Genomic DNA, 24,312 nt, shown 5'->3' with positions numbered 1-24,312 from the left:
TCACAGGACCTACGATGACAGACAACTCGAGACGACAGTTCACCAAACAGGTCGCGATCAAAGCGACCGACGACGCCGAGCAGATAGCCACGGGCCTTGCGCTCACGGCTGACGAGGTCGATCACCAGCTGGACTTCTTCCGCGCGGAGGGCGTCCAGGCGATGTTCAATCCCGACCCTGACCATGGCGTCATGCACGGCCGTTTTCCGGACGATGACGCCGAACTCGTCCGCAACGAAGTGCTTGACGAGGACGAGACGATCGACGGCGCCGAGTTCGAGGCTGGCAACTGGGTTGTCCAACGTCAGTACCACAACGACGAGTTGTGGGATTTCGTCGAGCGGGGCGTTCTCAACGGCTACTCGATCGGCGGCGAGGTCACGGAAGGTATCGAGTTCGACTCGATCGAGGACCTCCCGGACGACGTCGAGATCCCCGACACGGTGGACCCCGACGCCGTCGGCGACAAGTACTGGCCGCCGGTTCAGGTCACGAACGGCTTCGTCAGCGAGATCTCCGACGTCGATATCCCGGCCGTGGTCTCGGCACAGTTCGCGACCACGAAGGCCGACAAATCGATCGTCGATGACGTCGCCGGCGAGGACGAGTTCGTCGCTGTGATGGCTGGTGACGAGGACACGCCCGGCCGCGGCCACTCCGAGGAGGACGCCCGCGACCTGTGGGGCTACCTCGAGTCGATCGAGGCAGCCGACGCGAAACATGCTATGAGCAAATCACAAACAGATCCCGACGCCGGCGGCCTCGATGATGAGGACGTCGGCTTCCTCAAGCGCCTGCGGAAGGCGTTCAGCAAGACGGACGCGAATCCGGAGCCCGATGACGATGTAAGTCCCGAGCCTGGGCAGTCCGAGGTCTCCGAGGTGTCCCTCTCGAAGGCCCTCGATGCGGCCAAGGAGGGGCGGCCGCTGAACGCAGACAACCGCGAGGCGCTGATGGCCGCACACGACGCGGTCGAGGCGTCGCTGGCGTCGGACAAGGACTTCGAGACGAATCGGTTTACAGACGACCCAGACTCGGACTTCGACCTCACCGACTACGCCGACAAGTTCGGCGGCAGTGACGGCGAAGACGAGGACGAAGACGGCGAAGGCGACGAGAAGGCTGCCCCCCTCGAGAAGCTGACCGAGGAGCAGGGCGACCTCGTCGTCAACGCACTCCAGCGCTTCGTCGACGCCCAGGGCGAGGCCCCGTTCTCGGACTTCCAGGACTGGGTCTGGCAGACGGACGTCCTCGATGACGACACGGCTTTCGCGGCCGACGAGGCCGCCTGGCAGTATCGCGAGTTCGTCCGCGAACGGCGCGACGAGACCCCAGTCACCGAGGACTTCGTCGACTGGGTTGGCACGGAATCAGACGCGGATGCGGATCTCACCATGAGCAAGGACAAGAACACGGACGGCAGAGACGACCCGTTCGCCGACGCCCCGGAGTGGGCGAAGGCGCTCAAAGAACAGCAGGAGAAGAACAGCGACCGAATCACCGAGGAACTCTCCGAGAAGGGTGCTGACGGCGGGGAGAGTGGCGGTGACGAAGACGCCTTCAAGGAGGCCCCGGAGTGGGCGAAGGCGCTGAAGGAGGAGCAGGAGAAGAACGCCGAGCAGATCGACGCGATCTCGAAGCAAACTGGCGCAAGTCAGCAGCTTCCCGGTGTCGAAAAGGGCAACGAAAACGGCGACATGGACGACGAGTCGGCCCAGTTCAAGAAGGCACTGGGCGGCGGCGTCGGCGGAGGTGACATCTAATGAGCACGAACATCGAAGGCGCACGCGAACAGAACAAGAACTCGGTCCAGAAGCAGACGATCGACACCTCGAGCCTCAACGGCGCCCAGCTCCCGCGCGATCTCTACGAGCGGTTCATCGAACGCCAGCAGAAGGAGGCGGGGCTCCTCGAGATGGTCCGCGTCGAGACGCTACCGCGCCTCGAGATGGGCGTCCCGAAGATCGGCGTCCCCGAACTCTCGGGCGACGTCCGCACCGAGGGCGGCGAGGACGCGACTGGCACGACCAACTCCGACGCGGAGACCGGCTCGGTCGAGTTCAACGCGACCGACCAGTCGTACTACATCCAGTACGACCTCAAGCGCGACTCGGTCAAGAACGTCATCACGGACGAAAACAGCGTCGCCGACGTCATCCTCTCGCACTTCGAACGTGCGTGGGGTAACGACATCCAGAACATCGGCATCAACGCCGGCCGATCCGGAAGCGGCCTGCCGGCGACGTTCAACGACACGTTCGACGGCTGGATCGCGATCGCCGAGGGCAACGACACGGCCTCGGATCGCATCGGCACCGGCGAGGAGGCCGACGCCTCCACGATGCCGACCTACGACCACAGCGACGGCTCCGGCAACGCCCAGGCGGTCAACACGGCGCTGTTCAACAACATGATCCAGACAGTGCCGGAGCGGTACCGTGACCCGGACGACCTGGTCTTCCTGACCAGCAAGTCCCAGGTCCAGAGCTACCACTACGAGCTCACCGAGCGAGAGGACAGTCTCGGCGTCGCGGCGCTTCTGGGCGACAACGACGTCACGCCCTTCGAGTACGACATCGTCGGCGTCTCCTACTGGCCCGACGACGTCATAATGCTCGTCGACCCGTCGAACCTCGTCTACGGGCTCTACGACGAGGTCGAGATTACGCAGCTCACCCAGACGGACCAGACGATGGAGCGTCGCCTCCACAGCCGCAACCTGATCGAGGGACAGTTCGACTACCAGATCGAGGAACTCCAGGCCGGCGCGCTCGGCACGACCATCGCCGCGCCGACCACGCCCTGAGGTGACCGCTGATGCCCACTACTAACGCACGCGTTCGCGAGGCGTTCGAGGAGTATCGCGTCATCCGTGTGCTCTCGGAGGACCCGGCCGCCGGCAACCTCGAGGGCGGCGAGATGTGGTTCAACACGACCGACAGCGCCTGGCGTGGCTACGACGGCTCGAGCTACGTCTCGTTCGACGTCACAGCGGATGCCTGAGGTGACCACTGATGGAAACCATCCGCCACGTTGACGGCCCAGGACGATTCAGCCACGCGGCGCTGGACCACGTCTCCGGTTACGGCGACACACACGAGGTCACCGAGAGTGCAGCCGAGTACCTTTGCGACGATCGCGGCCTCTTCGAGCGCGTCGAAGCGACCGACGTCGAGTTTACCGAGGTCAAGGACGGCGCTGTCGACGAAGACGGGGCTGCCGAAGAGCTCCCGGAACCAGACAGTCCGTCCGTCGACGACCTCGAGGATAAGACGGTCGACGAACTCTCAGACCTCGCTGCCGAGGCCGAGATCGAGGGCCGGTCGAGCATGACCAAAGACGAACTGATCGACGCGCTCCGCGAGAACTAACACATGTCAGACTCGGGAACCTGCACCGTTGAGGACGTCCGCCGCGTGCTTCAGAAGGCCGGTTTCTCGGGTGCGCTCGAGGAGGACAACCACAAAGCGGTCGTCGACGCGATCGCCAGCCAACAGGAGTGGCTCGAGAAGACGACCGAGCGCCACTGGTACGAACCCGGCGGGATCGATGAGGACGACCACGACCTAATCCCGACCGAGCCAAAGTCTCGTGACGACGAGGAGGACATCCCGACCGGCGGCGCGTTCGTTGTTGGCGAACCTGCGACGCCGAAGACCTGGCAAGGGTCGTACACGCGGATCCGGTTGGAGCGGCGGTATGCCGGGTCGGTCTCACAGTTGCTCGTCCGAACACCCGAGGGCTACGAAGACTGGACCGCTGGCGACTACAGCGGCGGTACGTGGCCCGATGCGGTCGGCGATGACTACTACGTCAGGGTCAACAACGACGGTGTCTCACAGCTGTATCTCGACACCGAGAACCTCCTCGACGGGGATGGCGAGCCGCTTCTCGAGTCCTACAGTAACGCGGTCTACGTGACCTACGAGTACGGGCGCGAGGGCATCCCGCAGACGGTCCGGAAGGCCGTCGCGATGAAGGCAGCAGCCGAGTTGCTCGCCCCAGACGATGACGCGAACCTCGGGATCCCCGATAACGCCAATCTGCAGACGGTCGAGACGAAGGTCTCGGCTCTCGAGCGCCAGGCCGAGGAGAAGCTCGAGGTCTACCATTGATGGAACTCGAGAGCAGCTTCGAGGACGACCTTCGCGAGGCCGTCCTGGACGACGTCGAGAAGAAGGCCCGCGACGAGATCGCGCCGGAGGTCCAGGCCAAGGCCCACGAGATCCTCGAGAACTACGGCCAGCGACACGAGTACAACGTCTCGACGATCATCGAGGCCGGTGTGACCCGAGTCGAGAGGCGCAAGGGTCGCGTCATCGTGCGCTGGGGGTGGCCTGAACCGGCGATCTACTTCGAAAGGGGAACGACCCACTCGAAGCCGATATCGGGCAACCCGATACTGTCCTTCGTGTGGGAGCGCCGCCACGACCCACCGCAGTGGGTCCGCGACGAGTTCGATCGTGAGGGCAACGGCTGGCGCGTGTTCCTACCCCAAACACAACCCTCGGGGCTGCCAGAGGCCCGGTTTATCCGTGATGCGCTGAACTACGCGCGTCGGAGGCTTGAATCATGACCGAAGTCAACTGGATCCTCGAGCAGTTGGGCAGTGTCGTCGACGACGTCGCCAACAGCTACACTGATCGAAATGGCAAACCGGTCGTTGTCAAGCGGGTCAACTGCGACGGCAGCAGCGTCTACGAAGGCTCTGAGGGTCTCGACCTGAACGAGCCGATGCACAAGCGCTCAGACAGTCTCGAGAGCGGCGTCTATGTCGGCGCGACTCTCGCCGATCGGGCGACCGGCCCTGTCGGAACGGAGTACGACCATCAGATCGAGACGGTCGTCGGGATCACTCTCGAGGGGATGACGTCCCAGGGCGACAACTGGGGTCACGTCGACCCGGACGGCGAGAACGGTGTGCCGTTCAGCATGCTCGTACGTCAGATCCGGCGGACGCTGCTCCAGAGTCGCGGCTATCCCGATCCCGGAACGCCCCACACGTCGTACACGGACCTGCGGATCACGAATGACGACCCGCAGTCGAGTGAGTACCGGGACTTCTATCGCTACCAACTGGACTGCGTGTTCCGCGGCTACGAGTCACTACCATAAGTATGGCATAGCTATGTCATATCTATCATTTAGCGTTGGATGCAATAGCATCCGTTCCGTAGAAACGGAATATATCCAGGGTACAGAGCCTGTAGTCTGTATTCACGTGCAACGCTATTGCAATGGGCATGCAAAGCGTTATGGACGCGTGGCATATATCATCCATCAACCAGCATGGGCGGCATGATACCACTGATACCGCCTATCATCGAATCATGAGTGCAACAACCCCAGTCAAGTTCGAAAGGGAGAATGGTCGGATTAGGGCTGTTGACGAAGAGACTGGCGAGTCTGGGACTGGTAAGACGAAGGAGGATGCAGGAGTCGATCTTATCAATCATCTTGATAATATTGAAGATATCGCACGCGTATCTATCGCCATTTCTGGTCTTGCGGGGTCCGGTAAAACACTACAGTTAATCTCTGTACTCGCGGATATGCTTGATCCTGATCTTTTAAACGATATCGATATTAGACAGGACGAAGGTGGATGGTGGGTTGCGACAGACGAATATACCGGTGTATCAAGCCAAGGGAAGACGCGATTTGAGGCTCTCGAGAACCTCAATGAGGCTGTCGATGGGTACAAGGGAGAGGGACGAGAACCGACTCCTGAAGAGCTCCGCGAAATCGGTATCGACCCCGATAAAAATGTATCTGGAAAACCTCTCCCAGACGAGTTTCAGTAGGCTACAGTTCTCGAGATGACGCGGCGGACGTATTCGGGCGACGATGTAATGAAGGTATTAGTAAATCATGGCCCATTCTACGTTGATCGCGTGAATGGTGATCATTTCATTCTCAGGTGGGAACCTCCTGATGACCACGATTCGGATGCTCGAACGGTACCTGTCCCCCGCCATGACGAAGTGTCAGTAGGGACGCTTCGAGATATTGGTGAACAAGCAGGGATGAAGGATTTCCAGCGGTTCTTGGACTGGCTTGATCGGAATTGCTAAGAAAGGCGATGAAGTTCTGTGGGTTGGGAATTTTCTTACTAGTCACAGATATTACGATCCTATTGACTAAATCTACTGCGATGACCCGCTGAAGCGGCGAGCACTGCTGTCTTTTCGACACACAATCTGACCATGACAGATAGCGCTACTATAGACGGAGGTATCGGCAGATGACTGGTGCAGGCTCGGCGGCCGTCGCGTACGCCCTCGAGGACTCTTATGGAGGCCCGCTCGTGGACAGCGACGGCGATGGGACAGTCGAATGGTATCAACCTGGTATGAACATCACAGTCGGCGATCTGACGATCGAGCAGGCGCTCGAGCGGTCTCGCCAACCGGACGATCCGACGCCGTCGGGCTCTCGAGAAGGTAACTTCGAGGGTGCCATGTCGGTATCGTTCTCGCTGACCGACACCAACTGGCACGACCTCGTCTTCGCGGACGGCGGGACGGCACTCCCGAACTCGCCGATGGCGGCGCCGTCGTCGACATGGTACTGCGCGGTCGACATGCCCGACGGGACGACCGAGACGCGGACGCCGACCGGCGCGGTCGTCCAGGACGCGACGATCAGCTACGAACAGGGCAGCGACGTCACCGTCGAACTGACGCTGCTCTTCGGCGACGAGCCGAACGACATCACGGCGCCGGGTACGATCCAGAAGCCGTCTGACGAGGACGTCTTCAGCTGGCACGGCGCGACGTTCCAGGTCGACGCCCTCAACCAGCCGCTCATGCAGTCGGCGACGCTGTCGCTGTCCGGACTGGCACGCTTCCGCCGCGGCCAGGATCGCCACCCGTTCGACGCAGTCGTCGACGCGATCGAGCCCAGCTTCAGCACGGACGCGACGTTCACCGAGCGCGATCAGCTGGCGCTGGCCGTCGACAACTCTCGCGACGGACCGGTCGGAAAGGTACCGGCGACCTTCTCGCTCGAGAACGGCCAGGGGACGACCATCGAGTACAGTCTCACAGACTGCCAGCCGACGTCGTACTCTTGGAGCGATCTCGTCGCCCCGGACAGCGACCTCTCGGAGCCGATCGACTACCACGTCGCCGACGTCGAGGAGGTCTAACCGATGCTCAAGACCGAAACCTACACGCTCGACGGTGCGCTCGAGGAACTGACCGATCGGATCGCCGACCTGGACGAGGCGCTCGGGGACCTCGAGCAGGGGACGGACAAGTTCAAGCTGATCAAGGGCCGCCGCGATCGCGTCAGCTACCTCTCGCGCGGCCTCCGCTGGCAGCGTGACGAGGAAGGCTGGGGCGGCGGCGCCGAGATTGAACTCGGTGCGATGACTGCCGGCGAGAATGCGATGATGCACCGCGAGGCGCCCGACAACGCCGGCCGTGACGAGATGCGGCTGTGGTTCGTCGCCGCCAGCACAGAGACGGCACCCTACGCCGGCGCCGATCTCGAGGAGACGTTTTCCGAACTCGCTGGTTGTCACCCGGCGTTCGTCGAGTGGGCCGAGGCCAAGGCGAACGGCCTCGGCGTCCCCGATGAGTCGGGAAACGGATCCTCGACGTCCTCGGCGGAGAGCGAGGCGTCGGAGACCTCGAGGGACGAGCCGAACTCGACTACTACATCGTCGTCGGACTCGCCCACGGCATGAGCTACGAGGAGGTCCTCGAGGTACCGCTCGACTACCTGCGACTGCTTGACGCATACGCGGCCACACGACCCAGACTATGAGTTTCGATACCGAAGCCCAACTGTCGATCGAGATCCCGGAGTCGGAACTCCGGAACGCTCGCCAGCAGATCGAGTCCGAGATCGGCACCACCGAGATCGGGATGACCGACGGCGGGTCGATGTCTGCCCAGGCTGCAGGTGGCGCTGGGGGCGGCGGCCGTGAACGTCGACGTCGACGCCGCGAGTATCGCTGGGCCCGTGAGCGCACGGACTACCTCGAGGAGATGCTCGAGGTCCTCTACGACCTCGAGGGGGACGGCGACGGTGGCGGGATGTTCGGCGAACTGCTGGGCGGACTCGGTGGTGGCCTCGGCAGTGGTGCCGGCAGTCTCCTGGGTGGCGCGATCGGTCCGGCGATCGGCAGCGCTGTCGGGTCGGCAGTAGGACCAGCAATTTCCGACGCGCTCTCTGACGAGGAGCTCCAGGTCGATGGCGAAGGTGTTGATCTCACACTCGAGAAGCCGGAGTGGGTGCCGATCGACGTCGATCACCCCGAGGACCCGTACGACGTCGACCATCCCGAGGACCCCTACGGCCTGGATCATCCAGAAGATCCGTACGACGTCGACCATCCCGAGGATCCCTACGGTTTGGATCACCCAGACGATCCGTACGCGGTGGACCACCCCGAGGAGCCGTATGAGCTTTCGGACGAGCTACTCCCGCTCGAGATCGAAGCGATCGATCCCCTCGAGGTAGAGGAACTGGATCCGATCGAGATCTCCGTCGACGTAACTACCAACACCGGCGGGGGTGGTGGGTCTGGCTCGCCCTCACCCTCGGCTGACTCAGATGCTGATGACCCGGACACGTTCCCCTTCTTTGAACATGTTGGTCTTGGAGGGGTAGACCAGTGGGCTGCGGAGGTTGCGCGCGGGGGCGAGCAATTCGCACAGGACCTCAACCCAACCACAGAACCGGGTAGTAACAGCGGATCCCCTTCTAAGGAAGGGGGCGACGCGCGGTTGCACACGTTGGCAGAATCGCAAGAAGAGTCTACAACATCGGTTGAAACAACTGTTGACCCCTCTCCAGTCGAGATCACAGTCAACCAGGGCGACGTCAACGTTGACGCCCGCGACCTCGAGCGTGTCGTCGACGAGGTCCAGCAGGCGAACGAGGATCAGATCGAGGAGCTACGTGACGACCTTGAAGGGAAGATTGACGACCTCGAACGGGAGATCGCCCGAAATTGACGCTCCTAAAAACGCCTAAACGCTTTTATCATGTCTCGAAGAACTAACAAACATCATGAAATTGCGCGATGTGTCACAGCTCTCGGATCGCTCGGCACAGCTGGTCGTGCCAGCGGCGGTCCTCGGATACATCGTACTCGCGATCGGTTTTATTGCTCTCCTCGACCCTTCGGCCGTCGAGACGCTCTTGCTGTGCCTTCTCATCTGGTATACTGTAGCACTCGTCAAGCTCGCCGACGTCGTCGAATAACCTCATCGACACCGCCGCCGCGCGGTCACCGCGGCACTGTTTTCCACGCATGACCTTACAAACAGACGCATATCTCGAGATCGACGTCGACGATACGACAGCGGTCTTCCGATTCCGCGAGAACCTCTCAGACACTGGTGAGGTGACCAAAGACTACCTCCTCAGCAACCGCGGCCAGTACCTTCGGGAGGCCTATGATATCGGAACGGACCTGCTCCCGGACGACGTCGCCGATGCCGACCTCGAGAGTCGGAAAGGGTACCACGTCGACGGAGGTATGGGCGCCTACAAGACGTCACTAACGCTCGAGGCAGGTATCGGAGATCTCTGGGGCGACGGTTCGAGCGATCCGAGCGACGAGTCCAGCGTAACCAAGTACGACGCAACTGGCTCGAACCTGCGTGCGATGCGGCAGGTACTCGAGTATTGTATTGCACAGTCACCGACAGATTCGACCGCGCCGGCTCGCCTCCATATCGGTGAATGGACCAATGGCGACTACTCAAACGGCGCCGGGGCGTTCGAGCGGCCGAAACCGCTCGCGATCACCGAGGCCCGGGTGACCCGAAGCGCAGACGACCCGTCGGCGATCGAGGTCTCACTCGAAGGGACCTGGACCTCTACGTTCCCCGACGTCGACATCCTCGGAGCGGTTGAGGACGGCCTGGACGAACTCGGGGAGCTCATCCCCGACTATTAGCGCGACACACCTATGAAATACCTGTACAACCTGCCCCTGCCAGAAGCATCGACGAATAACGAGAGCGACCGACTCGGCCAGCGACTCGCTGAAATGGGGGTCCTGGGCGAAGACAGTACCTCCGTCGAGTCGATCGCCTCTGAGGCTGCTGACCTCCGTCTCGAGGGGCAGATCCGTTGGGGTGAGGACATCTCGACGATGATCGCGACGGAGCTCGACGAACTCGCGGACTCGAGCTTGGGGAACCTGCCCCTATTCCGCCGCGGTGGCGGCTACTCCAACGCTGGCTATTATGAAATCGCGTCGGCCGACGTCGACCCACTCCACGCCAACCAGCGTGATGTGTGGGCCTGGACGCTCGACTTGACATTTGTCGGTAGGCAGGCAACTCACTTCCGAGCCGTGGAGACAAACCCGTTCCAGGTCGACCACGAGTTCGGCAACGGTCTCCAGACAATGATCGCGGTGCCGACGTCGGCTCGAAAGGTCCGATGGATGAACCTGGACGACAAGTCAACCGAACTGGCCGAGCCGGTCGAAACGAGACCAGCGGCCAACACCGACATGGGCGTTTACGATCTCACGGACGCATCGTGGTATGATCCTCCGCCGTTCGATCAGGACGCACCGGTGCTTGTATACGAGTCTGCCTATAGCAACGACGTCCGCGCAGGCGCTCGTGTATACGACACACGCGGCTACGACGGGAAGTTTTCGAATAGTGGTGATGGCCCACGTCAGTGGCAGACAGTCCACACGACCGAGCACGACATCGATAATCCGGTTGTGATGTCGAACGGCCTCCTCCGCCTGTGGATCGACGAGGACGCCGGCACGGTCGACGCCCAGGAGTGGGACTCGAGCACCGACTCCTGGATTGATGTCGGCCTCGAGCAGCCCGCCTCTGTCGAGTTGTTCGACGTCGACCTCACGTCGGTCTCGATGATTCGCGATCACGCCCAGCTGACGTTCGACGTCGCCGGCGATCTGTTCGCCCTGGATGCGATCGTCGCGACCGGTGCCGAGGACGTCCTGTTTTCGATCCCGGACGGTGAGACCGGGCCGATCCCGACCGACCTCGAGGACTGGCTGAATCCGATCGCCTCGGGAGGGATCGTGGATGTACAGGGGGCGAAAACACTCGTCAGACGCCGTGAGGTGCGGAGGTAACAATGCCGACGGAGACATACAGCAGTCCGGGGAATTATCAGTGGGATGTTCCCGACGAAGCCGTTGAGTTCACCGTTGAGTGCTACGGAGCGGAAGGTGGCGATTACGGTGGCGATGGTACGAGTGGGAAAGGTGGGTACGCCCAAGCAACGTTCCCCGGTGACATCTCTAATACACTATATCTGTACGTCGGAGGAGCAAACGGGTACAATGGCGGTGGTGACGGTGGCGGAAGGGGTAGTGACGCTGGTGGGGGAACTGACGTCCGTGTCGGAGGGACTGGTCTTAATGATCGAATCCTTGTAGCTGGTGGTGGCGGTGGTGCGGTCTACGGCGAATATGGTGGTGACGGCGGGGGACTTGAAGGTGGCCCGGGGGAATCGAACGCGGATAGTGGTGGTACGCAAACGTCGGGTGGCGAATCCTATGACAGCACGACTGAGGACGGAGAATTTTTCTATGGGGGATCCGTCTCTGGCGAGACGTATGGCGGCGGTGGCGGTGGCGGCGGATGGTACGGTGGCGGTTCGGGCGGTTCTGGTCAATACTCAGGCCAGCGCCGATCAGGTGGCGGTGGGTCCGGATACATCGACGAATCGGTTGCGATTAACGCCGATCCGTCGACGGATATGCAAGTCGGTGGGAACACAGGTGACGGTCAGATCGTCATCACCTATCAGACCCCGGATGCCGATCCACCCAGCGTATCGGTCGTCGACGAGCGTGATTCGGAAATCGATCTCGACTGGGACGAAGCCAACACCTCGGGTGGGGCGACGATCGAGGGGTACAACGTCTACCGAACGACGGATAGTAGTGCCACGTTCGGCAACTATACCCAGATCGGATCGACGACATCGACATCGTACACGGATACGAATCTGACGAACGGACGGGAATACCACTACCGAGTAACGACTCAGTACAACGGCGAAGAGTCTGACCCCTCAGACAGAACAAGTGGAACGACGACGCTCCCGAGTCCCACGATCGTCAGTGCGACTGGGGGTGATCGACTGGCCGATCTCGAGTGGAGTGTCCAAGACAACAATACCGATGGGGAGATCAAGATCGACCGCGACGGGACAACTGTCGAGACGATTACCGGGCTGTCCACCGTGACACATACTGACACCGGACTCCTCGACGGACAGGCGTACGAGTACACGATTCGGCGTGTGACGCCTGATACGTCGTCGGAGAGTAGTCCAGAGACCGTACTTACCGATCTTCCCCCAGTCGAAAATCTCACGGTCGACGATGTCAATGGGCGTTACGCCACTCTTTCGTGGTCTGACCAGTCAAACAACACCGATCACTACGAAGTGTTACTCAGCGAAGATGGATCGACCGAGTGGGTAATCGACGACGATTCGGTAACCGGCGTGAGTGAAGGTGGATCCGTCCAGTACGTAACAACCGAACTGCTGGACGGTCAGCAGTACGATACGACTGTTGAGACGTTCACAACCGACACCAGCGTTCGCGAGGATCAATAATGCCTGCCTCCTTCACGACTGACATCCCAGACGTCGAATCGCTTTCACTGGACGCCAGTAACCCCGAATCACTGGGAGCGACGTGGGACGCCGTCCTGAATAACGGCCAGTACCGACTCGAGATCCGTGATGACGATCCCGACGGGGATCACCCACCGTACGAACACGAGGCGACCGGCGCTCACGATTCCCCTCCTGACCACGTCATCGAAAACATCCTCGGTGGAGAGCAGTATTCCGTCCGTATCCGGACAGAGACCGATTACAAGACCGGTTCGTGGCTGACTGTCGAGGAGGTGACGAAATTGGTCCCCTCGGGCGATATCTCATTCGACGCCACGTCAGAGACGACGGTCGATATCTCGTGGAGTATCAACAACGAGTTCCGAGGTTCACATCTGATCTACCGCCAGCGGACGGAATACGAATACGACGACGATCCCGCCGTCGACGGTCGGTTACTGGGAACCGTCGGCGACGGCAACAACACGTTCACTGACGATACCGCTGCACCCCACACAGAGTACGTCTATCAGGTCAAGACGCTCACTCAGTGGCAGTACGCGAACAGCAGTGTGAGCGACTCGGCCGAGACCGACGACAACGGGCTGCCCCATCAGGCGGCTCCACCGCGGGGCTGGCACGTGGAGATCGACCACCCGTCGGGTCAGACGATCACACCGCAGATCCTCGACGGCGTCCAGTTCGAGCCGCGGGTCAACGATCTCCCACGGGTCCGCGTCCCAGTCCCACGGGACGGGGCCTACTCGCTTGAGTCGTACGAGGGCGCAGACATGCGGGTCTACAAGGATGGCGACCGCAAGCCGATCGACGAACTCGAGGACATCGTCACCGATCCTGGGCAGTGCGAACTGGTCGGCGTCGGTGGGACACAACTCGAGCGCCGCGTCGGAACGAACGTCATCCAGCAGGAGACCTACACACTCGTCGGCGACCTGATCGCCGAGGGCACGGACTACGCAACCGTCATCGATGAGCCCGTCGTCGAGGAGGTGGTCGACGAGCTCCTCCAGGCGGTCGAGACCACCGGCGAGTTCGACGAGGCGTTCTCACCGTCGGCCGCCGATCCGTTCGAGGCTATCGACGACGGCCTCGAGCAAGTTCAGACGCTGTTTCTCAACGACGCCGGCAGCTCCGACGTCAGCGAGATTGTCGATACAAACGCTGGTTCCGCGATCGACGATGACGAACTGACCGATGGGCGCGGTCGTACTATCGACGAGGCATCCGACTACATCCAGTTCGGCACGTTCACGAACGAGATGGACGTCGCCGCCGACGACGTCGGAATCGGTGTGCGCTGGAAGGTGCCGTCCGGTGGGACGGATATTTCGGTCACGCTCTACGACGCCAGCGACGACTCCGCTGTCGGAACGATCGACTTCACCGTCGGTAGTGGGTCGTTCGGACCGACGTGGGACTTCAACAATAGTACGTTCGGCTCCGACTGGGCGGGCGGCGATGTCCCCAGTGGCGACTACTATTTCGAGGTCAACGGCGAGGAGAACAGCGAAGATTCACTGATCGACCTCGTGACGTTCTTCGACCAGCGGTTCCACGACTCGGAGGATAGCGATGACTTCGCGAACGATCTCCACGAGCCAGCGGGGCACCTTGATTCTCCGACGCTATACGCCCGCCAGGCGGAGATTGAGACCAGTGACGCCGAGACCATCTACTCGGTGCTCACGGGCTACGCGACCACGTCGTGGAGCGGTACGGATGGACAGCAGGCGATCGCCATCTCGAACGACGGCGGCCGGTCGTGGACCGAGGTCCAGAACGCCGACACGCTGGAGACGGACTTCGAGACGCTCGGGGCGTCCCTGCGGCTTCGGATCGCCGCCGGGGGGCACGCTCCAAACGGGCCTCGAGACGATGCGACCCCCCGGTATGGCTACGAGCCACACCGCCTCGAGGGCTACGAACTTCGGTTCGACGGCGACGACACGCCGCTGGTCATCAACGACAGCCGGGATGCCGACCTGATCGACATCCTGGTCGACTACGCCGAGCGGTCCGACTCACTCCTCGAGGTGCGTCAGGACGGCGACGACACGGTTGTCCACTGGGCGCAGGCCGGCCAGCGGTCCAGTGACCGCGACCTGCCGCTCGCGAACTACAGCGTGACGAAACGCGGTGACCGAACGCTGCGATGCACGGTCAAAGGCGGCGGTCGGAGTACACGAGAGACGGTCACGGCCGCTCTCGACGAGGACGTCGCCTTCGCCGAAGAGAACGTCATCCCCGGTACGGAGACGGTCCGCGATGTCGAGAGTGAAGAGCGCTACGAGTACCTCCGCGATTACACGATGGACAACTCGAGCGGCACCATCGAACCGCTCGCGACCGGCGACATCGAAGACGGTCAGGAACTCGACGTCGAGTACGACTTCAAGGTCTCGGGAACCTTCGAACACGCCGACTACGACGGTGACCCACGCCACGATCGCGTCGAGACCATCAACGGTCTCACGACTGTCCGCGGTTGCGAGCTCGCAGCGAAGCTGATCGTCGACACAACGTCGACGCCACGCTGGGAGGCTGATGTCGAGATCCCGGCCGGCGAGCACGTCGACAGGTTGCTCGAGGCGTTCGACGTCGACGGCGTCGCTGGCGAGGCGATGAGCGTCTACGATCTCGACGTCTCGGCAGGCCAACTATCGGCCAGACTGGGGTCGCGAAAACGTGCGGAAGATGCAATTCGGCAGATCAGGTCGACGGTTAGCGCGACCAGCGACCGGGTGTGACGATCTTCACGCTACTGGCGTTCGTTATTGGGGTCAAACCGAATGTGAAATTCTACGACGTCGACGAAGAGGCCGGTCAGATCTAGTTGCGGATGGGGAACCGCCAGCCGGTCTCCGAGACTGTCGGTCGGATCCAGAATCCGCTGTTGGCGGCGACGGATCTGGTATGACGGATCTCCTTTTAGCGCTATCTACTCTCCAGGTGTGATCCTTAGGGGGACCCCGTTAGAACCGTTGGCCTCCGCAACTCACGTCCATTGCCTCCTGGGCCTCGTTAGCTCGAGTATCGGCGGTCTGGTAGTCTCCTCTGTCGGCGGCTTCGCTGGCCTCGACGAACAGTTCGCTTGCTTCGACAATTGCCTCGGAAACACACGTCATATCGATGAACACTTCTCGGTATGACGACGGCACCTCCGTTTCGGCATCCTGATACAGATCTCTGGCATCTTCGAAGTGTATTGTTGCATCACCATACGCTGAAGCGGCTGCGCTGTAGCGCCCTTGCTCAATCGACTCTGTGCCTTCCTTGAACGCTTCCAGGCCACGGTCGAAGTCTATCGCAGCCTCAGTCAGTCGGGCATAAGCATCACAGATATCGTCAAGTTCGTCCAGGTCGTCTTCCCCGTCCGCGATGTCGAGTTTCCCCTCGGTGTTTTCGACTTCAACTGATGACCAGGATTCTGCCGCGTCGTCAACGAGGTCATCTGCCTTGGTGAAGTGATCCAGAGCAATCTCGAGTTGATCGGCAGCATCATCATATCGTTCGTTGTTTTCGTACGATACAGCGGTATCGAACGCGTCAAACGCCTCTTCGAGTTCGGTGAGAACCTCCAGCGCGTCAGTGGTATACTCGATTGCCGCTTCGATGTTTTCGTACTGAGTCAGCTGATCGTTGCTTGCTTCATCTTCGTTGAAATCGTCTAACGACTCCTCGGCGTTCTCGATACCCTGCTCGATTGCGCTGGTATTGAGTGGGTCACCGGGATCGGTCTCGAACGAAATCGTGGTCTCTTCCTCAAGGCGGTTGCTTGCCTCTACAATATGGTCGGCAGCATCCTCGAGGGCCTCGTCGTCGCTTTCACTACCGCCGGAGCCGTTAGTGCCATCGTCGCTCGAACTCGTGCAGCCGGCTAGGACGGCCGATAGTGCAACGCCACTCGTAAGAAGCACCTTTCGTCGGTTCATATCATATCTATTGGATGTGTTTGTGATAATAGTGTTGGCTATCACATCGCGAAAAGAACAGGTGAACCAGAGTTGTTACGAGCTACTGCGTTTGTGCCAGAGGATGCCTACGGCCCGTAGAATAAGGACCGTTCCAGACGCTGCGACCACAAAAAGTAGCATATCGGACGCAGCCGCTTGCTCAATGAGATAGCTCACTGCTTCGAGAAGGCCGGGGACGATATCGATGCCGAAAATGTACTCCGACAGAACCCCTCCTACCTCCCCCAGAATCGGATCGAGAAAACTCAGTGCTGCGACAATGCCAACGAGAAGTGCCTCTCCCAGCGGATATCCGGCTAAATCAGCTACAGCGGTGCCACCCAGAAGCGTAGCACCGACCCTCAAGAGCCAGTCACGATTTTCTGCCATACCATCACATATTCAAGCAGTATCATAAACGCTCTGCAAAATCACCACATCTATCATGTTTGCCTAATTCGAGTTCGTCGACGATCTCCTCGGCCTGGAGGTTGGAGTCCAGGAGCCGATTGGCGGCCAGCTGCCAGCCCACTCGAGCTTGTTCGACCGTAGTGCGTCATCTTTCTCAAGTTGAGATCTTCGAAAAGTAACTGTGTAGGCAGTGGTATTATTGGATAATATAATGAGGATTCATATAGGAGGTTTATCTATGGCTACTGAGCCTGAATATACCGACGACACAGAGGAGGAGCTACAACGGGTCTTAGACGAGGTCCAGATGTTGGAGGATGACCTCCCCCAACTCTGGAACCTGAACAATTCGATCAGTGAACTCGAGCGGACGGTAGCTGCCTACAGCCGGATTGAGTCGTAAGGTGGACACCCCAATTCCTCAAGTTTCACGACTGTATTCGTGATGGATTATGGCCGCCGAAAATAACCAGACGTGGTCGCGACTCACGACTCGATATCGACCTGCAGTTTAATACACACTCCACGGTACTAAGATCTGTCCGGGTAACTTTAGCATCTTCCCCCACCCCCACCCGGACATTTCCTATGACCGTGTAGGTATTCCCTGTCTGAGAGACGTCGGTAGTGGGCCGACGTCGGAGCTCCCCATCCACTGGTGTGTGCCGATCGGACGGGCGATCGGGGATCTGGCGTCGATGGCTGCCGACGTTGAAACGATCCCCGATCAGTGGCGGGCGGTTTACGATGTCTCACGTCGGATTGATACCGCCGTCCCAGCGACAGTACTCCTCATCCCGCCGGCTGAAGCATTCGAGCATCGGTGATTAAGTCTACTGGCCGCACAGGCGAGTTCGATATCGGAAGAAATGGGACCGACTCAGTGACTGATCAACTTGTGGGTTGCGCGCTCTCTACATCTTGTGTACATTTAGAATCACCATCAATTTTATAACGATTCCGGATACGAATAAGAGCGCGAGGATGACCCCGCCAGCTAGGATGAGCATCCCCTGTGTGGCGCCAGTCTTGATGACACCCCCGTCAAACATTGTATGCAGAACGTGACGGCCCACGAAGAAGACCAGAACGCCATACGCTGCACCGAACACACCGAAAATGGCGAGTATATCATTACCCATGGAACTAGTACATTCGGCTACGTGATGTAAACCTTATTGGCCGAAAACAGACGTTTCAATGGCTATTGGTGGTGTTTGACATGCTTGAGCTACTCATAAATTAGTACCCAGATTGAAGTCCATCAAGAATCCGATTCTTCAATTGCAACTACTGCAGATTCGATTGTTCCTTGAAGATCGTCTATTGCGCCAGTCTCAATAGCGGCTATTACCCCTTTACGCTGGTCTTTGATGAGGTGTAATTCTATCGCTTTCTTGAAACATCGTAGAGTGCATTGTAAGTCACCGTGAATATACAGGGATTCTTGGTGCTCTCGATCAATTGCTTCTAGCCGAGCATCTCGGAAAACCTTCTCCACATCCGAAGTGTCATACTTCTTTTTGACATCATCTCGAATATATATGTGTTCACTGTCACCATTATCGTAGTAACCAACGCTTCGAAGGTCATCACCAAATCGATACTCCAATTGCTCACAAACCCGGTCTGCTTCGATTTGCATTATCTATGAAGTGTTCCCTAAAGATCATAACTATGTTGGCCGAATAAAGTAAATGTGGTGATATTATTGGCATTTATCCAAATGTGGTCTGGCAAATTTTTGAGGGGGATTCTGCCCTTCACGGCCTCAATTGCATTAGAGCGACCTCGTCGCGATCCGGGACCACAGTCGCGAGGCGCTGGTGTACGATGACGTGTCGAGTGTCCTCGAGGGACGGTTGGACATCTACGGAATCCATTGCAACGGAGTATCGCGCGTCGAGACGGGCCTCTGGCGTGGTGATCTCGACGAGTGGCTCGAGGAGCATCGCGATGAACTGGATTGGGTACACTACGAATGGCGGTGAGCAGTTCTGTTCTCAAACACGGAACGTGCGAGTTGAAACAATCAACAATTGTGCGAGTTCACTTCAAAAGATCCTGAAGCAGAACCACTACCGCTTGCAGTACCTGACAAATCGACGGTTCGTACTATACGTGCGTTCTTCTCGACTATCCACGTTATCAAACGAGGGATAGATACAGAGACCATCAGCGCAGCGATTTTGACCGAAATCTCACATAATGCCCAAATAACACCCGGTCCTCCAATGTGCTCAATCCGTACGGGCAAATCTCGACATTTCTCATACAGAGAAACGGCATGTCGAAGTTGAGTCGCAAGAGGATCTGGGGTCTTCAATAGAAACTTCTGCGATTCCCGATCAAATTCTACCGTGAGGAGGTACGAATGCGGTCGTTTCGCGAGCGGCATGTACCGTGTTATCTGGTGCCGCATTTAAATGTTTAGTCTCTAACCATTACATTTTCGCCTTCTGAATCCGCTTGAACTCTTCCTATCCAATAGTGGTGTGTCAATCGGACGGACCAATCCGAGATCAGGCGTCGGTGGCTATTGACGTTGGAACGATCTCCGATCAGTGGTGGGTAGTTTACGATGTCTCACATCGAACGGAACCTGTCGGCAACGACAGTATCCAACTCGCGCTGGATGGTGCATTCGACCACGCTAAATTAAACGTGTTGGCAGATCAAGATCCCCGATGTGGTGGCCAGTCGTATCGAATACGTTCTTCCTCATCGTTTTTCATCCGACTTCTGATTCGTTTGTGGATATAGTTTGTTGAAATTGAAATCAAGGTCACATATAAGAATATTAGAGTTACTTCACCTAGCCCGGTTAGTGTTAACCCCTGCCCCATTGACCCACCGATATAACCTGCAAGGGAGCCGATTCCGATTAGTTCAGCTATCTTCATTGGATGAGTGGTTAGATTTGGATCGCTCATAACGGATGACTCTCACTACTTCAGTATAATAGTAATTTCAAAGCCGGAAGAAACGGAATCGGCCCCGTGACCGCTAAAACATTACATCAACATCAGCAGGTATGGAGAACGCGAGCGGCGCCGGCGCGTCGTCAGATACGAGCTCGGCCAACGACTCCTGGAGCTCCGCGGTGGCAACGTCGAGGCGATGGTCAACTAATTGGTCCAGGGCCTCGTCGACGGCGATTTCGAAGAGTGGCTCGAGGAGCATCGCGACGAACCGGGTCTATCTAGATAGAGATAATATACCGATATAGACCCAATCACATAAATGAGAATTAAATACCGTGTGATATACAAGTTAGACTGATAAGTAGTCCATAAGATGGATTGGAAACTTCTACGGCGAGTATTAAAATCAGACCCGAGATATTGGGTTAGGGGACTGACCATTCTAATAAGCCGTTCTAAGGAATTAGTGAAACAATTGGTTATATTTTCTCAACTTGGATGGCTGTGCATTTTTTTGCCACTCCCTGGAATGCTTTACATCGCTATTTTCAACCCGTCTCTCTCAAATTACCGTGTATACGATGGTTTTTTCCTATCATGGTTTTTCTTGATAGCCCCTCTGATATTCGGGCTAATAATTATGTATGGAGTGAAATTTATCGGCATCTCTGCAAGGGCTATTTCATATCCTTGGAAGTCAACAGGTGACTATAGTGAAAAAACTACGAAACAGCTACCAGATCTTCCAACCGCAAAGCGAACACATCTGGAAAAGAGTTATCGGTGGTTTTTCCGAGGTATTGTTTTTTATTTCCCGCTAATGAACATATTCCTGTATTTGGATATTGAGACAAGATTGCTAAGGGAGATTCCTCGATACAATCCATTGATTTCTCTATTCAACTTTGCGATATCATACACGCCTTTCACAATTCTAACACCCATCTTTTCAAGATTATCTGAATCATTTTCGTATAATGACGGTATGATTTTATTTCCAATCGTGATCCTTCCCGGGATATTGTTTGCTGCTGCGTTTCGCAGTTACTATACAGTAATATCGGAAAGGTACTCGAACTATACTACTAACAGTAAATTGATCCATGTCGTGTTAGGAACTGTTCCTGCGTTATTGATTCTCCTCCTCTATATTGAAATATAGATGAGTATTAATGGAGTAGTACTTCTTTTGCTTTCTGGATCCGCTTGTACTCCTCGACGTCAGGCGTGTCACCGTCCGGATGCACGTTCGCTGACTTCCGCCGAGCGACCGCCGTGACGACGTCGTCCGAAGCGTCCGGCGAGATCTCGAGGATCTCGTGCGGCTCCTGGTCGAGACCATCGCTACTCGAGGCCGGCGGCGCCGCGATCGCCTCCTCGTCGGCGGGCGGCAGCTGCGCGACTTCGTCGATGTCCTTCGCTGTCTCGACCCCGCAGCGATCGGCCAGTCGGATGCGTCGAACCCACAGCGAGATCGCGCGGGCGTTCTCGCGCTGGCTCTCCCACTGGTCGCAGGCGATCGCCGACTGTTCGTCGGCACGGGCCTCGAGGTCGCGGTAATAGGCCACGACGCCGACGTCGTTCGGGTCAGCGGACTTATGCGGGATGTTCGGATCGTTCGCGTAGTGCGTTCCCGCGGTCTCGATCTCGACGTCGGTCTTCCCCCAGCGCTCGAGTTCTTCGACGATCGACTCGAATGCCTGCTTGTGGCTGAGCGAGATGTTTCCGGGGTAGGCTTCGCGATCGTTTGAGTCCGTGCGGTCGTAGCCGTCAGGCCACTGGAGTGAGCCGCCGTCAGCGTACTGCTGACTACTCATCGGGATCACCGTCCCTCGGGTCGTCAACGAGTTCGTAGAGTCCCTCATACACTTTACGCGCGTTCCCGTGTTCAACGAGTCGGCCAAGTCGATCGCGGACGTACTGTAGACTGTAGCCGGTCTCTTCAGAGGCGTATGGTGCCGTCACGCGTCCCTCGTTGAGCATATCGAGCAACTTCTCGTCGGCCGGACCAAGGTCTTCTGAGTCGAGCATTGAACCTTGGTTGGTAGTTGTTACGCTCACGTCTAAAGGGACAATGGCTTTGGACTTAACCCTTATGCCATAATCCATAGACCCTAAGGGTTAAGTAGTCGGCTGTATTACTATAGGATGAGCACGGGACGCCTCGGAAAATCTGAGGCCGGTGTTACAGCACCGACCTCCCGTGCCTCGTGAAAGGCAAATGGCTACTACGCAACGCACGAACCAAGATGTTTCGGAAGCTCAGATCGACGACGTCGTCCTCGAGCGTCGCTCGTGGAACTTCGGCTACCTCGGCGCAGACAACAAGCAGCGACACCACCACGTGGATAGAAAGCGCGGGCGCATCGTCGTCACGAAGTCCCGCGCCGAACGAGACGACTCCGGCGCGGTTCCAGTCTTCTCGCTCGAGGGGCCGATCCTGCACACCGAAGGGATTGAACTCGCATCGAACGGTGCCGGCGGGGACGACGTCCGCGAGTGGATCGCCTTCATCGGCCAGGAGTGTGGCGGCTGGGCCGACCGACCTGTCTCGGCGGCCGACCAACTGAACGATGTGCTCGAGGAGGTGTGCTGAAATGGCGGTCGCGAAGCAGCCCACCGACGTCGATGAGTGGCCCGAAGAGCGTGTCCAGAGCGACCTCGAGGAGATCGAACACGCGAAGGCGGTCGCCGGCGCCGAGGGTGTCCGCGCCGACGGTGGCGAAGACAACGTCCACGCCTCACGGATCGCCGAGCAATTGGCGATGGCTGACGGCGAGGGCAAGGACCGGGAGCCGATCGACGTCGGCGATCACGTCCAGGACGAACAGGATCCAGACGCGACGATGGTTGTCGTCGGATTCGACACCCTCCAGGCTGACGCGTACGAGCTTGGTGACGGTGGGCCGACGGTCGCGGATGTCAACCCCGAGTATCCGGCGACCGACGACGTCATCGAAGTGGTATACCCGCAGCGGACCGATCTCAAGCTCGAGGGGAAGAAACGATACGCGTTCCCTCGATCGAGGCTCGAGGTCGTCGGTCGGGTGCACGACCGCGACGAAGAGGTGAGCGACTGATGGCGTTCAACGGCCCCGGCCGCGAGCTCCACGGCAACCAGAACTATCTCGAGGAGTCGGTGTACTGTACGCGCTGCGGGACGATCTTCGTTCGCAACCCCACTGGTCGCAGCTGTCCATCGTGTACGCTCGCCGAACGCCTCGAGGAGATCGAGGAGCAGCTGGACGACCTCGGAGCAGGGGATGAGGCCATCGCCGAGCACATCGTCGACGCTCACGAGACGATCGACGACCGTCTCGAGGACGTCGAGCGCCGACTTGATCGCGCCGAGCGTGACATAGATCTCGTCGACGGAGGTCTCTGATGGCGGCCAGCGGAGACACGATCGAGATGACACTCACGTTCGAGCGGCCGCTCACCGAGGAGCAGGTCGCCGGGCGCTGCCGGGCGATCGCCGAGTACCTGGAGGGCGACGATGACTGACTCGCGCGACAGTTTCGCCATCCGCTGGACGCCACCGCACGGCCGCGCCCAGAAGGTCGTCTTCGAACCACGATCAGCTGGTGGCTGGGATCGGATCACGTACGAACACCGACGCGGACGCTGGCGGATCACGGGCGAGGAGATCGTCGCCGACGTCGGCCTCGAGGCTGCGGGCAGCGTCACGACCGGCGAGTAGAAAAGCTGCTCTTTTGGTTCTGTTGAAACCCTTAATCGGTGACGGGGTTCTGGAGGCATGCTGAATACATCGCGCGAATATCGCACGAAGTCTGGCCCAATTTGCAAAGGTGTGACCGGTCAGTACAGGGGAGGTAGTTACTGAAGCGGCTATCAATTTAGCCGGTCAGCTACCAAAGTAGTTGGGAAGAAGTTTTAACCGAGAAAAAGCAATAAGACTCAAGCAACCCCGATTATCTGAGAGACTTTATTGATATACGTGAGTGAAAGTAATTCTATCCCTGATATTCTGCTTGTAGAGGATAATCCCGGAGACGTTCGATTAACTCAGATAGCATTCCAAGATGCGGAGTTTGACGTAGAAATGCATATTGCCACCGATGGCATTGAAGCAATTGATTTCTTAAGGGACGAGGAATCACCGTGTCCTGATTTTATATTATTGGATTTGAATTTGCCCCGTAGAGATGGATTTGACGTGTTAGAGGAAATCAGGAACGATGCTAAACTGAAGCATCTTCCGGTACTTGTACTGACCAGTTCGACGGCTAACGAGGATATTATTTCGAGTTATGAGCAACACGCGAACGCTTACTTGACGAAACCAGACGATCCTGAGTCGTTTGTCGAGTTAGTACAGACTGTTGAGGGGTTTTGGATTGAAAGGGTGCGGTTGCCTCCCTGTTCTTAGTGGTTTAGAGCCAGATAGCTAC

The 24,312-nt window shown here is 58.4% G+C and carries 31 protein-coding genes; 23 read left to right on the top strand and 8 right to left on the bottom strand.

The genetic code is table 11. The annotated features are described in order from the left end of the window. Window positions 1–14: 14 nt before the first annotated feature. The 17 genes from ACSFC7_RS19675 (at window position 15) to ACSFC7_RS19595 (ending at window position 15,359) form a co-directional block, all read left to right on the top strand. Window positions 15–1,763 (top strand): XkdF-like putative serine protease domain-containing protein, encoded by a 1,749-nt coding sequence (locus ACSFC7_RS19675; protein ID WP_436344506.1) that lies wholly within the window; start codon window positions 15–17, stop codon window positions 1,761–1,763. Continuing rightward, entirely contained in the window at window positions 1,763–2,806 is a 1,044-nt protein-coding gene (locus tag ACSFC7_RS19670; RefSeq protein WP_436344505.1) for a hypothetical protein, read from the top strand. Before ACSFC7_RS19675 ends, ACSFC7_RS19670 begins: the two co-directional genes overlap by 1 nt. An 11-nt stretch (window positions 2,807–2,817) precedes the next feature. Beyond that, window positions 2,818–3,003: a hypothetical protein gene (locus ACSFC7_RS19665; RefSeq protein WP_436344504.1), complete on the top strand. Its 186-nt coding sequence runs from the start codon at window positions 2,818–2,820 to the stop codon at window positions 3,001–3,003. An 11-nt stretch (window positions 3,004–3,014) separates the two neighbouring features. Beyond that, window positions 3,015–3,371 carry a Rho termination factor N-terminal domain-containing protein gene (locus ACSFC7_RS19660; protein ID WP_436344503.1) on the top strand — a complete coding sequence of 119 codons (357 nt, stop codon included), beginning with the start codon at window positions 3,015–3,017 and terminating at the stop codon, window positions 3,369–3,371. 3 nt (window positions 3,372–3,374) lie between these two features. After that, window positions 3,375–4,115 (top strand): hypothetical protein, encoded by a 741-nt coding sequence (locus ACSFC7_RS19655; RefSeq protein ID WP_436344502.1) that lies wholly within the window; start codon window positions 3,375–3,377, stop codon window positions 4,113–4,115. Next, window positions 4,115–4,576: a hypothetical protein gene (locus ACSFC7_RS19650; protein WP_436344501.1), complete on the top strand. Its 462-nt coding sequence runs from the start codon at window positions 4,115–4,117 to the stop codon at window positions 4,574–4,576. Before ACSFC7_RS19655 ends, ACSFC7_RS19650 begins: the two co-directional genes overlap by 1 nt. Further along, window positions 4,573–5,115, top strand: coding sequence for a hypothetical protein (locus ACSFC7_RS19645; protein WP_436344500.1), 543 nt, complete (start codon window positions 4,573–4,575; stop codon window positions 5,113–5,115). Before ACSFC7_RS19650 ends, ACSFC7_RS19645 begins: the two co-directional genes overlap by 4 nt. 437 nt (window positions 5,116–5,552) lie before the next feature. Beyond that, on the top strand, window positions 5,553–5,804 hold the full coding sequence (locus ACSFC7_RS19640) for a type II toxin-antitoxin system HicB family antitoxin (protein WP_436347990.1): 252 nt from the start codon (window positions 5,553–5,555) through the stop codon (window positions 5,802–5,804). A 15-nt stretch (window positions 5,805–5,819) separates the two neighbouring features. Continuing rightward, a complete protein-coding gene (locus ACSFC7_RS19635; protein ID WP_436344499.1) occupies window positions 5,820–6,074 on the top strand; it encodes a type II toxin-antitoxin system HicA family toxin in 255 nt (84 codons plus the stop codon). Between the two features lie 170 nt (window positions 6,075–6,244). Continuing rightward, window positions 6,245–7,150 carry a phage tail tube protein gene (locus tag ACSFC7_RS19630; RefSeq protein ID WP_436344498.1) on the top strand — a complete coding sequence of 302 codons (906 nt, stop codon included), beginning with the start codon at window positions 6,245–6,247 and terminating at the stop codon, window positions 7,148–7,150. 3 nt (window positions 7,151–7,153) lie between these two features. Then, entirely contained in the window at window positions 7,154–7,693 is a 540-nt protein-coding gene (locus ACSFC7_RS19625) for a hypothetical protein (protein ID WP_436344497.1), read from the top strand. Window positions 7,694–7,769: 76 nt separating this feature from the next. Then, window positions 7,770–8,969: a hypothetical protein gene (locus ACSFC7_RS19620; protein WP_436344496.1), complete on the top strand. Its 1,200-nt coding sequence runs from the start codon at window positions 7,770–7,772 to the stop codon at window positions 8,967–8,969. Between the two features lie 55 nt (window positions 8,970–9,024). Continuing rightward, entirely contained in the window at window positions 9,025–9,219 is a 195-nt protein-coding gene (locus ACSFC7_RS19615; protein ID WP_436344495.1) for a hypothetical protein, read from the top strand. A gap of 49 nt (window positions 9,220–9,268) precedes the next feature. Beyond that, window positions 9,269–9,919, top strand: a complete 651-nt coding sequence (locus ACSFC7_RS19610) for a hypothetical protein (RefSeq protein WP_436344494.1) — start codon at window positions 9,269–9,271, stop codon at window positions 9,917–9,919. A 12-nt stretch (window positions 9,920–9,931) separates the two neighbouring features. Then, the gene (locus ACSFC7_RS19605; protein WP_436344493.1) at window positions 9,932–11,089 is read left to right on the top strand and encodes a hypothetical protein; all 1,158 of its coding nucleotides are present in this window, start codon (window positions 9,932–9,934) and stop codon (window positions 11,087–11,089) included. A gap of 2 nt (window positions 11,090–11,091) precedes the next feature. Next, on the top strand, window positions 11,092–12,588 hold the full coding sequence (locus tag ACSFC7_RS19600) for a glycine-rich protein (RefSeq protein ID WP_436344492.1): 1,497 nt from the start codon (window positions 11,092–11,094) through the stop codon (window positions 12,586–12,588). Further along, window positions 12,588–15,359, top strand: coding sequence for a fibronectin type III domain-containing protein (locus ACSFC7_RS19595; RefSeq protein WP_436344491.1), 2,772 nt, complete (start codon window positions 12,588–12,590; stop codon window positions 15,357–15,359). The genes ACSFC7_RS19600 and ACSFC7_RS19595 overlap by 1 nt, the downstream gene beginning before the upstream one ends. A 225-nt stretch (window positions 15,360–15,584) precedes the next feature. Here the strand turns inward: ACSFC7_RS19595 and ACSFC7_RS19590 are convergent, their stop codons facing one another. Beyond that, window positions 15,585–16,544, bottom strand: a complete 960-nt coding sequence (locus ACSFC7_RS19590; RefSeq protein ID WP_436344490.1) for a hypothetical protein — start codon at window positions 16,542–16,544, stop codon at window positions 15,585–15,587. Window positions 16,545–16,619: 75 nt separating this feature from the next. Continuing rightward, window positions 16,620–16,955: a hypothetical protein gene (locus ACSFC7_RS19585; protein WP_436344489.1), complete on the bottom strand. Its 336-nt coding sequence runs from the start codon at window positions 16,953–16,955 to the stop codon at window positions 16,620–16,622. 259 nt (window positions 16,956–17,214) lie between these two features. Here ACSFC7_RS19585 and ACSFC7_RS19580 point away from each other — a divergent pair, with 259 nt between their 5' ends. Continuing rightward, a complete protein-coding gene (locus ACSFC7_RS19580) occupies window positions 17,215–17,379 on the top strand; it encodes a hypothetical protein (protein ID WP_436344488.1) in 165 nt (54 codons plus the stop codon). A gap of 511 nt (window positions 17,380–17,890) precedes the next feature. On the opposite strand, the gene ACSFC7_RS19575 is transcribed toward ACSFC7_RS19580, so the two are convergent. The 6 genes from ACSFC7_RS19575 to ACSFC7_RS19550 all read right to left on the bottom strand — a co-directional run bounded on the left by ACSFC7_RS19575 (window position 17,891) and on the right by ACSFC7_RS19550 (window position 21,961). Further along, window positions 17,891–18,118: a hypothetical protein gene (locus ACSFC7_RS19575; RefSeq protein WP_436344487.1), complete on the bottom strand. Its 228-nt coding sequence runs from the start codon at window positions 18,116–18,118 to the stop codon at window positions 17,891–17,893. A gap of 122 nt (window positions 18,119–18,240) precedes the next feature. Further along, window positions 18,241–18,621, bottom strand: a complete 381-nt coding sequence (locus ACSFC7_RS19570; protein WP_436344486.1) for a DUF7522 family protein — start codon at window positions 18,619–18,621, stop codon at window positions 18,241–18,243. Between the two features lie 1,030 nt (window positions 18,622–19,651). Then, window positions 19,652–19,909 carry a hypothetical protein gene (locus ACSFC7_RS19565; protein ID WP_436344485.1) on the bottom strand — a complete coding sequence of 86 codons (258 nt, stop codon included), beginning with the start codon at window positions 19,907–19,909 and terminating at the stop codon, window positions 19,652–19,654. Between the two features lie 73 nt (window positions 19,910–19,982). Continuing rightward, window positions 19,983–20,159 carry a hypothetical protein gene (locus ACSFC7_RS19560; RefSeq protein WP_436344484.1) on the bottom strand — a complete coding sequence of 59 codons (177 nt, stop codon included), beginning with the start codon at window positions 20,157–20,159 and terminating at the stop codon, window positions 19,983–19,985. 910 nt (window positions 20,160–21,069) lie between these two features. Continuing rightward, window positions 21,070–21,717: a J domain-containing protein gene (locus tag ACSFC7_RS19555; protein WP_436344483.1), complete on the bottom strand. Its 648-nt coding sequence runs from the start codon at window positions 21,715–21,717 to the stop codon at window positions 21,070–21,072. Further along, on the bottom strand, window positions 21,710–21,961 hold the full coding sequence (locus tag ACSFC7_RS19550) for a MarR family transcriptional regulator (RefSeq protein WP_436344482.1): 252 nt from the start codon (window positions 21,959–21,961) through the stop codon (window positions 21,710–21,712). Before ACSFC7_RS19550 ends, ACSFC7_RS19555 begins: the two co-directional genes overlap by 8 nt. 160 nt (window positions 21,962–22,121) lie before the next feature. Between ACSFC7_RS19550 and ACSFC7_RS19545 the strand changes: the two genes are divergently transcribed. The 5 genes from ACSFC7_RS19545 (at window position 22,122) to ACSFC7_RS19525 (ending at window position 24,290) form a co-directional block, all read left to right on the top strand. Then, entirely contained in the window at window positions 22,122–22,496 is a 375-nt protein-coding gene (locus ACSFC7_RS19545) for a hypothetical protein (protein WP_436344481.1), read from the top strand. Window position 22,497: 1 nt separating this feature from the next. Continuing rightward, complete coding sequence (locus tag ACSFC7_RS19540) at window positions 22,498–22,980, top strand: hypothetical protein (protein WP_436344480.1); 483 nt, start codon at window positions 22,498–22,500, stop codon at window positions 22,978–22,980. Then, a complete protein-coding gene (locus ACSFC7_RS19535) occupies window positions 22,980–23,285 on the top strand; it encodes a hypothetical protein (RefSeq protein WP_436344479.1) in 306 nt (101 codons plus the stop codon). The genes ACSFC7_RS19540 and ACSFC7_RS19535 overlap by 1 nt, the downstream gene beginning before the upstream one ends. Before the next feature lie 111 nt (window positions 23,286–23,396). Next, entirely contained in the window at window positions 23,397–23,600 is a 204-nt protein-coding gene (locus ACSFC7_RS19530; RefSeq protein ID WP_436344478.1) for a hypothetical protein, read from the top strand. Window positions 23,601–23,858: 258 nt separating this feature from the next. Then, on the top strand, window positions 23,859–24,290 hold the full coding sequence (locus tag ACSFC7_RS19525; RefSeq protein WP_436344477.1) for a response regulator: 432 nt from the start codon (window positions 23,859–23,861) through the stop codon (window positions 24,288–24,290). Window positions 24,291–24,312: the final 22 nt, after the last annotated feature.

It is taken from the genome of Natronorubrum halobium (assembly GCF_051351675.1).
In the GTDB taxonomy this organism is placed as follows: Archaea; Halobacteriota; Halobacteria; order Halobacteriales; family Natrialbaceae; genus Natronorubrum.
Note: the sequence above shows the minus strand (reverse complement) of the source record. Positions and strands in the feature narration are given on the sequence as shown.

Excerpts from the sequence above, each read along its gene's own strand:
- ACSFC7_RS19675 (WP_436344506.1), top strand. The coding sequence starts at position 15 with ATGACAGACAACTCGAGACGACAGTTCACCAAACAGGTCGCGATCAAA.
- ACSFC7_RS19670 (WP_436344505.1), top strand. The coding sequence starts at position 1,763 with ATGAGCACGAACATCGAAGGCGCACGCGAACAGAACAAGAACTCGGTC.
- ACSFC7_RS19665 (WP_436344504.1), top strand. The coding sequence starts at position 2,818 with ATGCCCACTACTAACGCACGCGTTCGCGAGGCGTTCGAGGAGTATCGC.
- ACSFC7_RS19660 (WP_436344503.1), top strand. The coding sequence starts at position 3,015 with ATGGAAACCATCCGCCACGTTGACGGCCCAGGACGATTCAGCCACGCG.
- ACSFC7_RS19655 (WP_436344502.1), top strand. The coding sequence starts at position 3,375 with ATGTCAGACTCGGGAACCTGCACCGTTGAGGACGTCCGCCGCGTGCTT.
- ACSFC7_RS19650 (WP_436344501.1), top strand. The coding sequence starts at position 4,115 with ATGGAACTCGAGAGCAGCTTCGAGGACGACCTTCGCGAGGCCGTCCTG.
- ACSFC7_RS19645 (WP_436344500.1), top strand. The coding sequence starts at position 4,573 with ATGACCGAAGTCAACTGGATCCTCGAGCAGTTGGGCAGTGTCGTCGAC.
- ACSFC7_RS19640 (WP_436347990.1), top strand. The coding sequence starts at position 5,553 with ATGCTTGATCCTGATCTTTTAAACGATATCGATATTAGACAGGACGAA.
- ACSFC7_RS19635 (WP_436344499.1), top strand. The coding sequence starts at position 5,820 with ATGACGCGGCGGACGTATTCGGGCGACGATGTAATGAAGGTATTAGTA.
- ACSFC7_RS19630 (WP_436344498.1), top strand. The coding sequence starts at position 6,245 with ATGACTGGTGCAGGCTCGGCGGCCGTCGCGTACGCCCTCGAGGACTCT.
- ACSFC7_RS19625 (WP_436344497.1), top strand. The coding sequence starts at position 7,154 with ATGCTCAAGACCGAAACCTACACGCTCGACGGTGCGCTCGAGGAACTG.
- ACSFC7_RS19620 (WP_436344496.1), top strand. The coding sequence starts at position 7,770 with ATGAGTTTCGATACCGAAGCCCAACTGTCGATCGAGATCCCGGAGTCG.
- ACSFC7_RS19615 (WP_436344495.1), top strand. The coding sequence starts at position 9,025 with ATGAAATTGCGCGATGTGTCACAGCTCTCGGATCGCTCGGCACAGCTG.
- ACSFC7_RS19610 (WP_436344494.1), top strand. The coding sequence starts at position 9,269 with ATGACCTTACAAACAGACGCATATCTCGAGATCGACGTCGACGATACG.
- ACSFC7_RS19605 (WP_436344493.1), top strand. The coding sequence starts at position 9,932 with ATGAAATACCTGTACAACCTGCCCCTGCCAGAAGCATCGACGAATAAC.
- ACSFC7_RS19600 (WP_436344492.1), top strand. The coding sequence starts at position 11,092 with ATGCCGACGGAGACATACAGCAGTCCGGGGAATTATCAGTGGGATGTT.
- ACSFC7_RS19595 (WP_436344491.1), top strand. The coding sequence starts at position 12,588 with ATGCCTGCCTCCTTCACGACTGACATCCCAGACGTCGAATCGCTTTCA.
- ACSFC7_RS19590 (WP_436344490.1), bottom strand. The coding sequence starts at position 16,544 with ATGAACCGACGAAAGGTGCTTCTTACGAGTGGCGTTGCACTATCGGCC.
- ACSFC7_RS19585 (WP_436344489.1), bottom strand. The coding sequence starts at position 16,955 with ATGGCAGAAAATCGTGACTGGCTCTTGAGGGTCGGTGCTACGCTTCTG.
- ACSFC7_RS19580 (WP_436344488.1), top strand. The coding sequence starts at position 17,215 with ATGGCTACTGAGCCTGAATATACCGACGACACAGAGGAGGAGCTACAA.
- ACSFC7_RS19575 (WP_436344487.1), bottom strand. The coding sequence starts at position 18,118 with ATGGGTAATGATATACTCGCCATTTTCGGTGTGTTCGGTGCAGCGTAT.
- ACSFC7_RS19570 (WP_436344486.1), bottom strand. The coding sequence starts at position 18,621 with ATGCAAATCGAAGCAGACCGGGTTTGTGAGCAATTGGAGTATCGATTT.
- ACSFC7_RS19565 (WP_436344485.1), bottom strand. The coding sequence starts at position 19,909 with ATGAGCGATCCAAATCTAACCACTCATCCAATGAAGATAGCTGAACTA.
- ACSFC7_RS19560 (WP_436344484.1), bottom strand. The coding sequence starts at position 20,159 with ATGCTCCTCGAGCCACTCTTCGAAATCGCCGTCGACGAGGCCCTGGAC.
- ACSFC7_RS19555 (WP_436344483.1), bottom strand. The coding sequence starts at position 21,717 with ATGAGTAGTCAGCAGTACGCTGACGGCGGCTCACTCCAGTGGCCTGAC.
- ACSFC7_RS19545 (WP_436344481.1), top strand. The coding sequence starts at position 22,122 with ATGGCTACTACGCAACGCACGAACCAAGATGTTTCGGAAGCTCAGATC.
- ACSFC7_RS19540 (WP_436344480.1), top strand. The coding sequence starts at position 22,498 with ATGGCGGTCGCGAAGCAGCCCACCGACGTCGATGAGTGGCCCGAAGAG.
- ACSFC7_RS19535 (WP_436344479.1), top strand. The coding sequence starts at position 22,980 with ATGGCGTTCAACGGCCCCGGCCGCGAGCTCCACGGCAACCAGAACTAT.
- ACSFC7_RS19530 (WP_436344478.1), top strand. The coding sequence starts at position 23,397 with ATGACTGACTCGCGCGACAGTTTCGCCATCCGCTGGACGCCACCGCAC.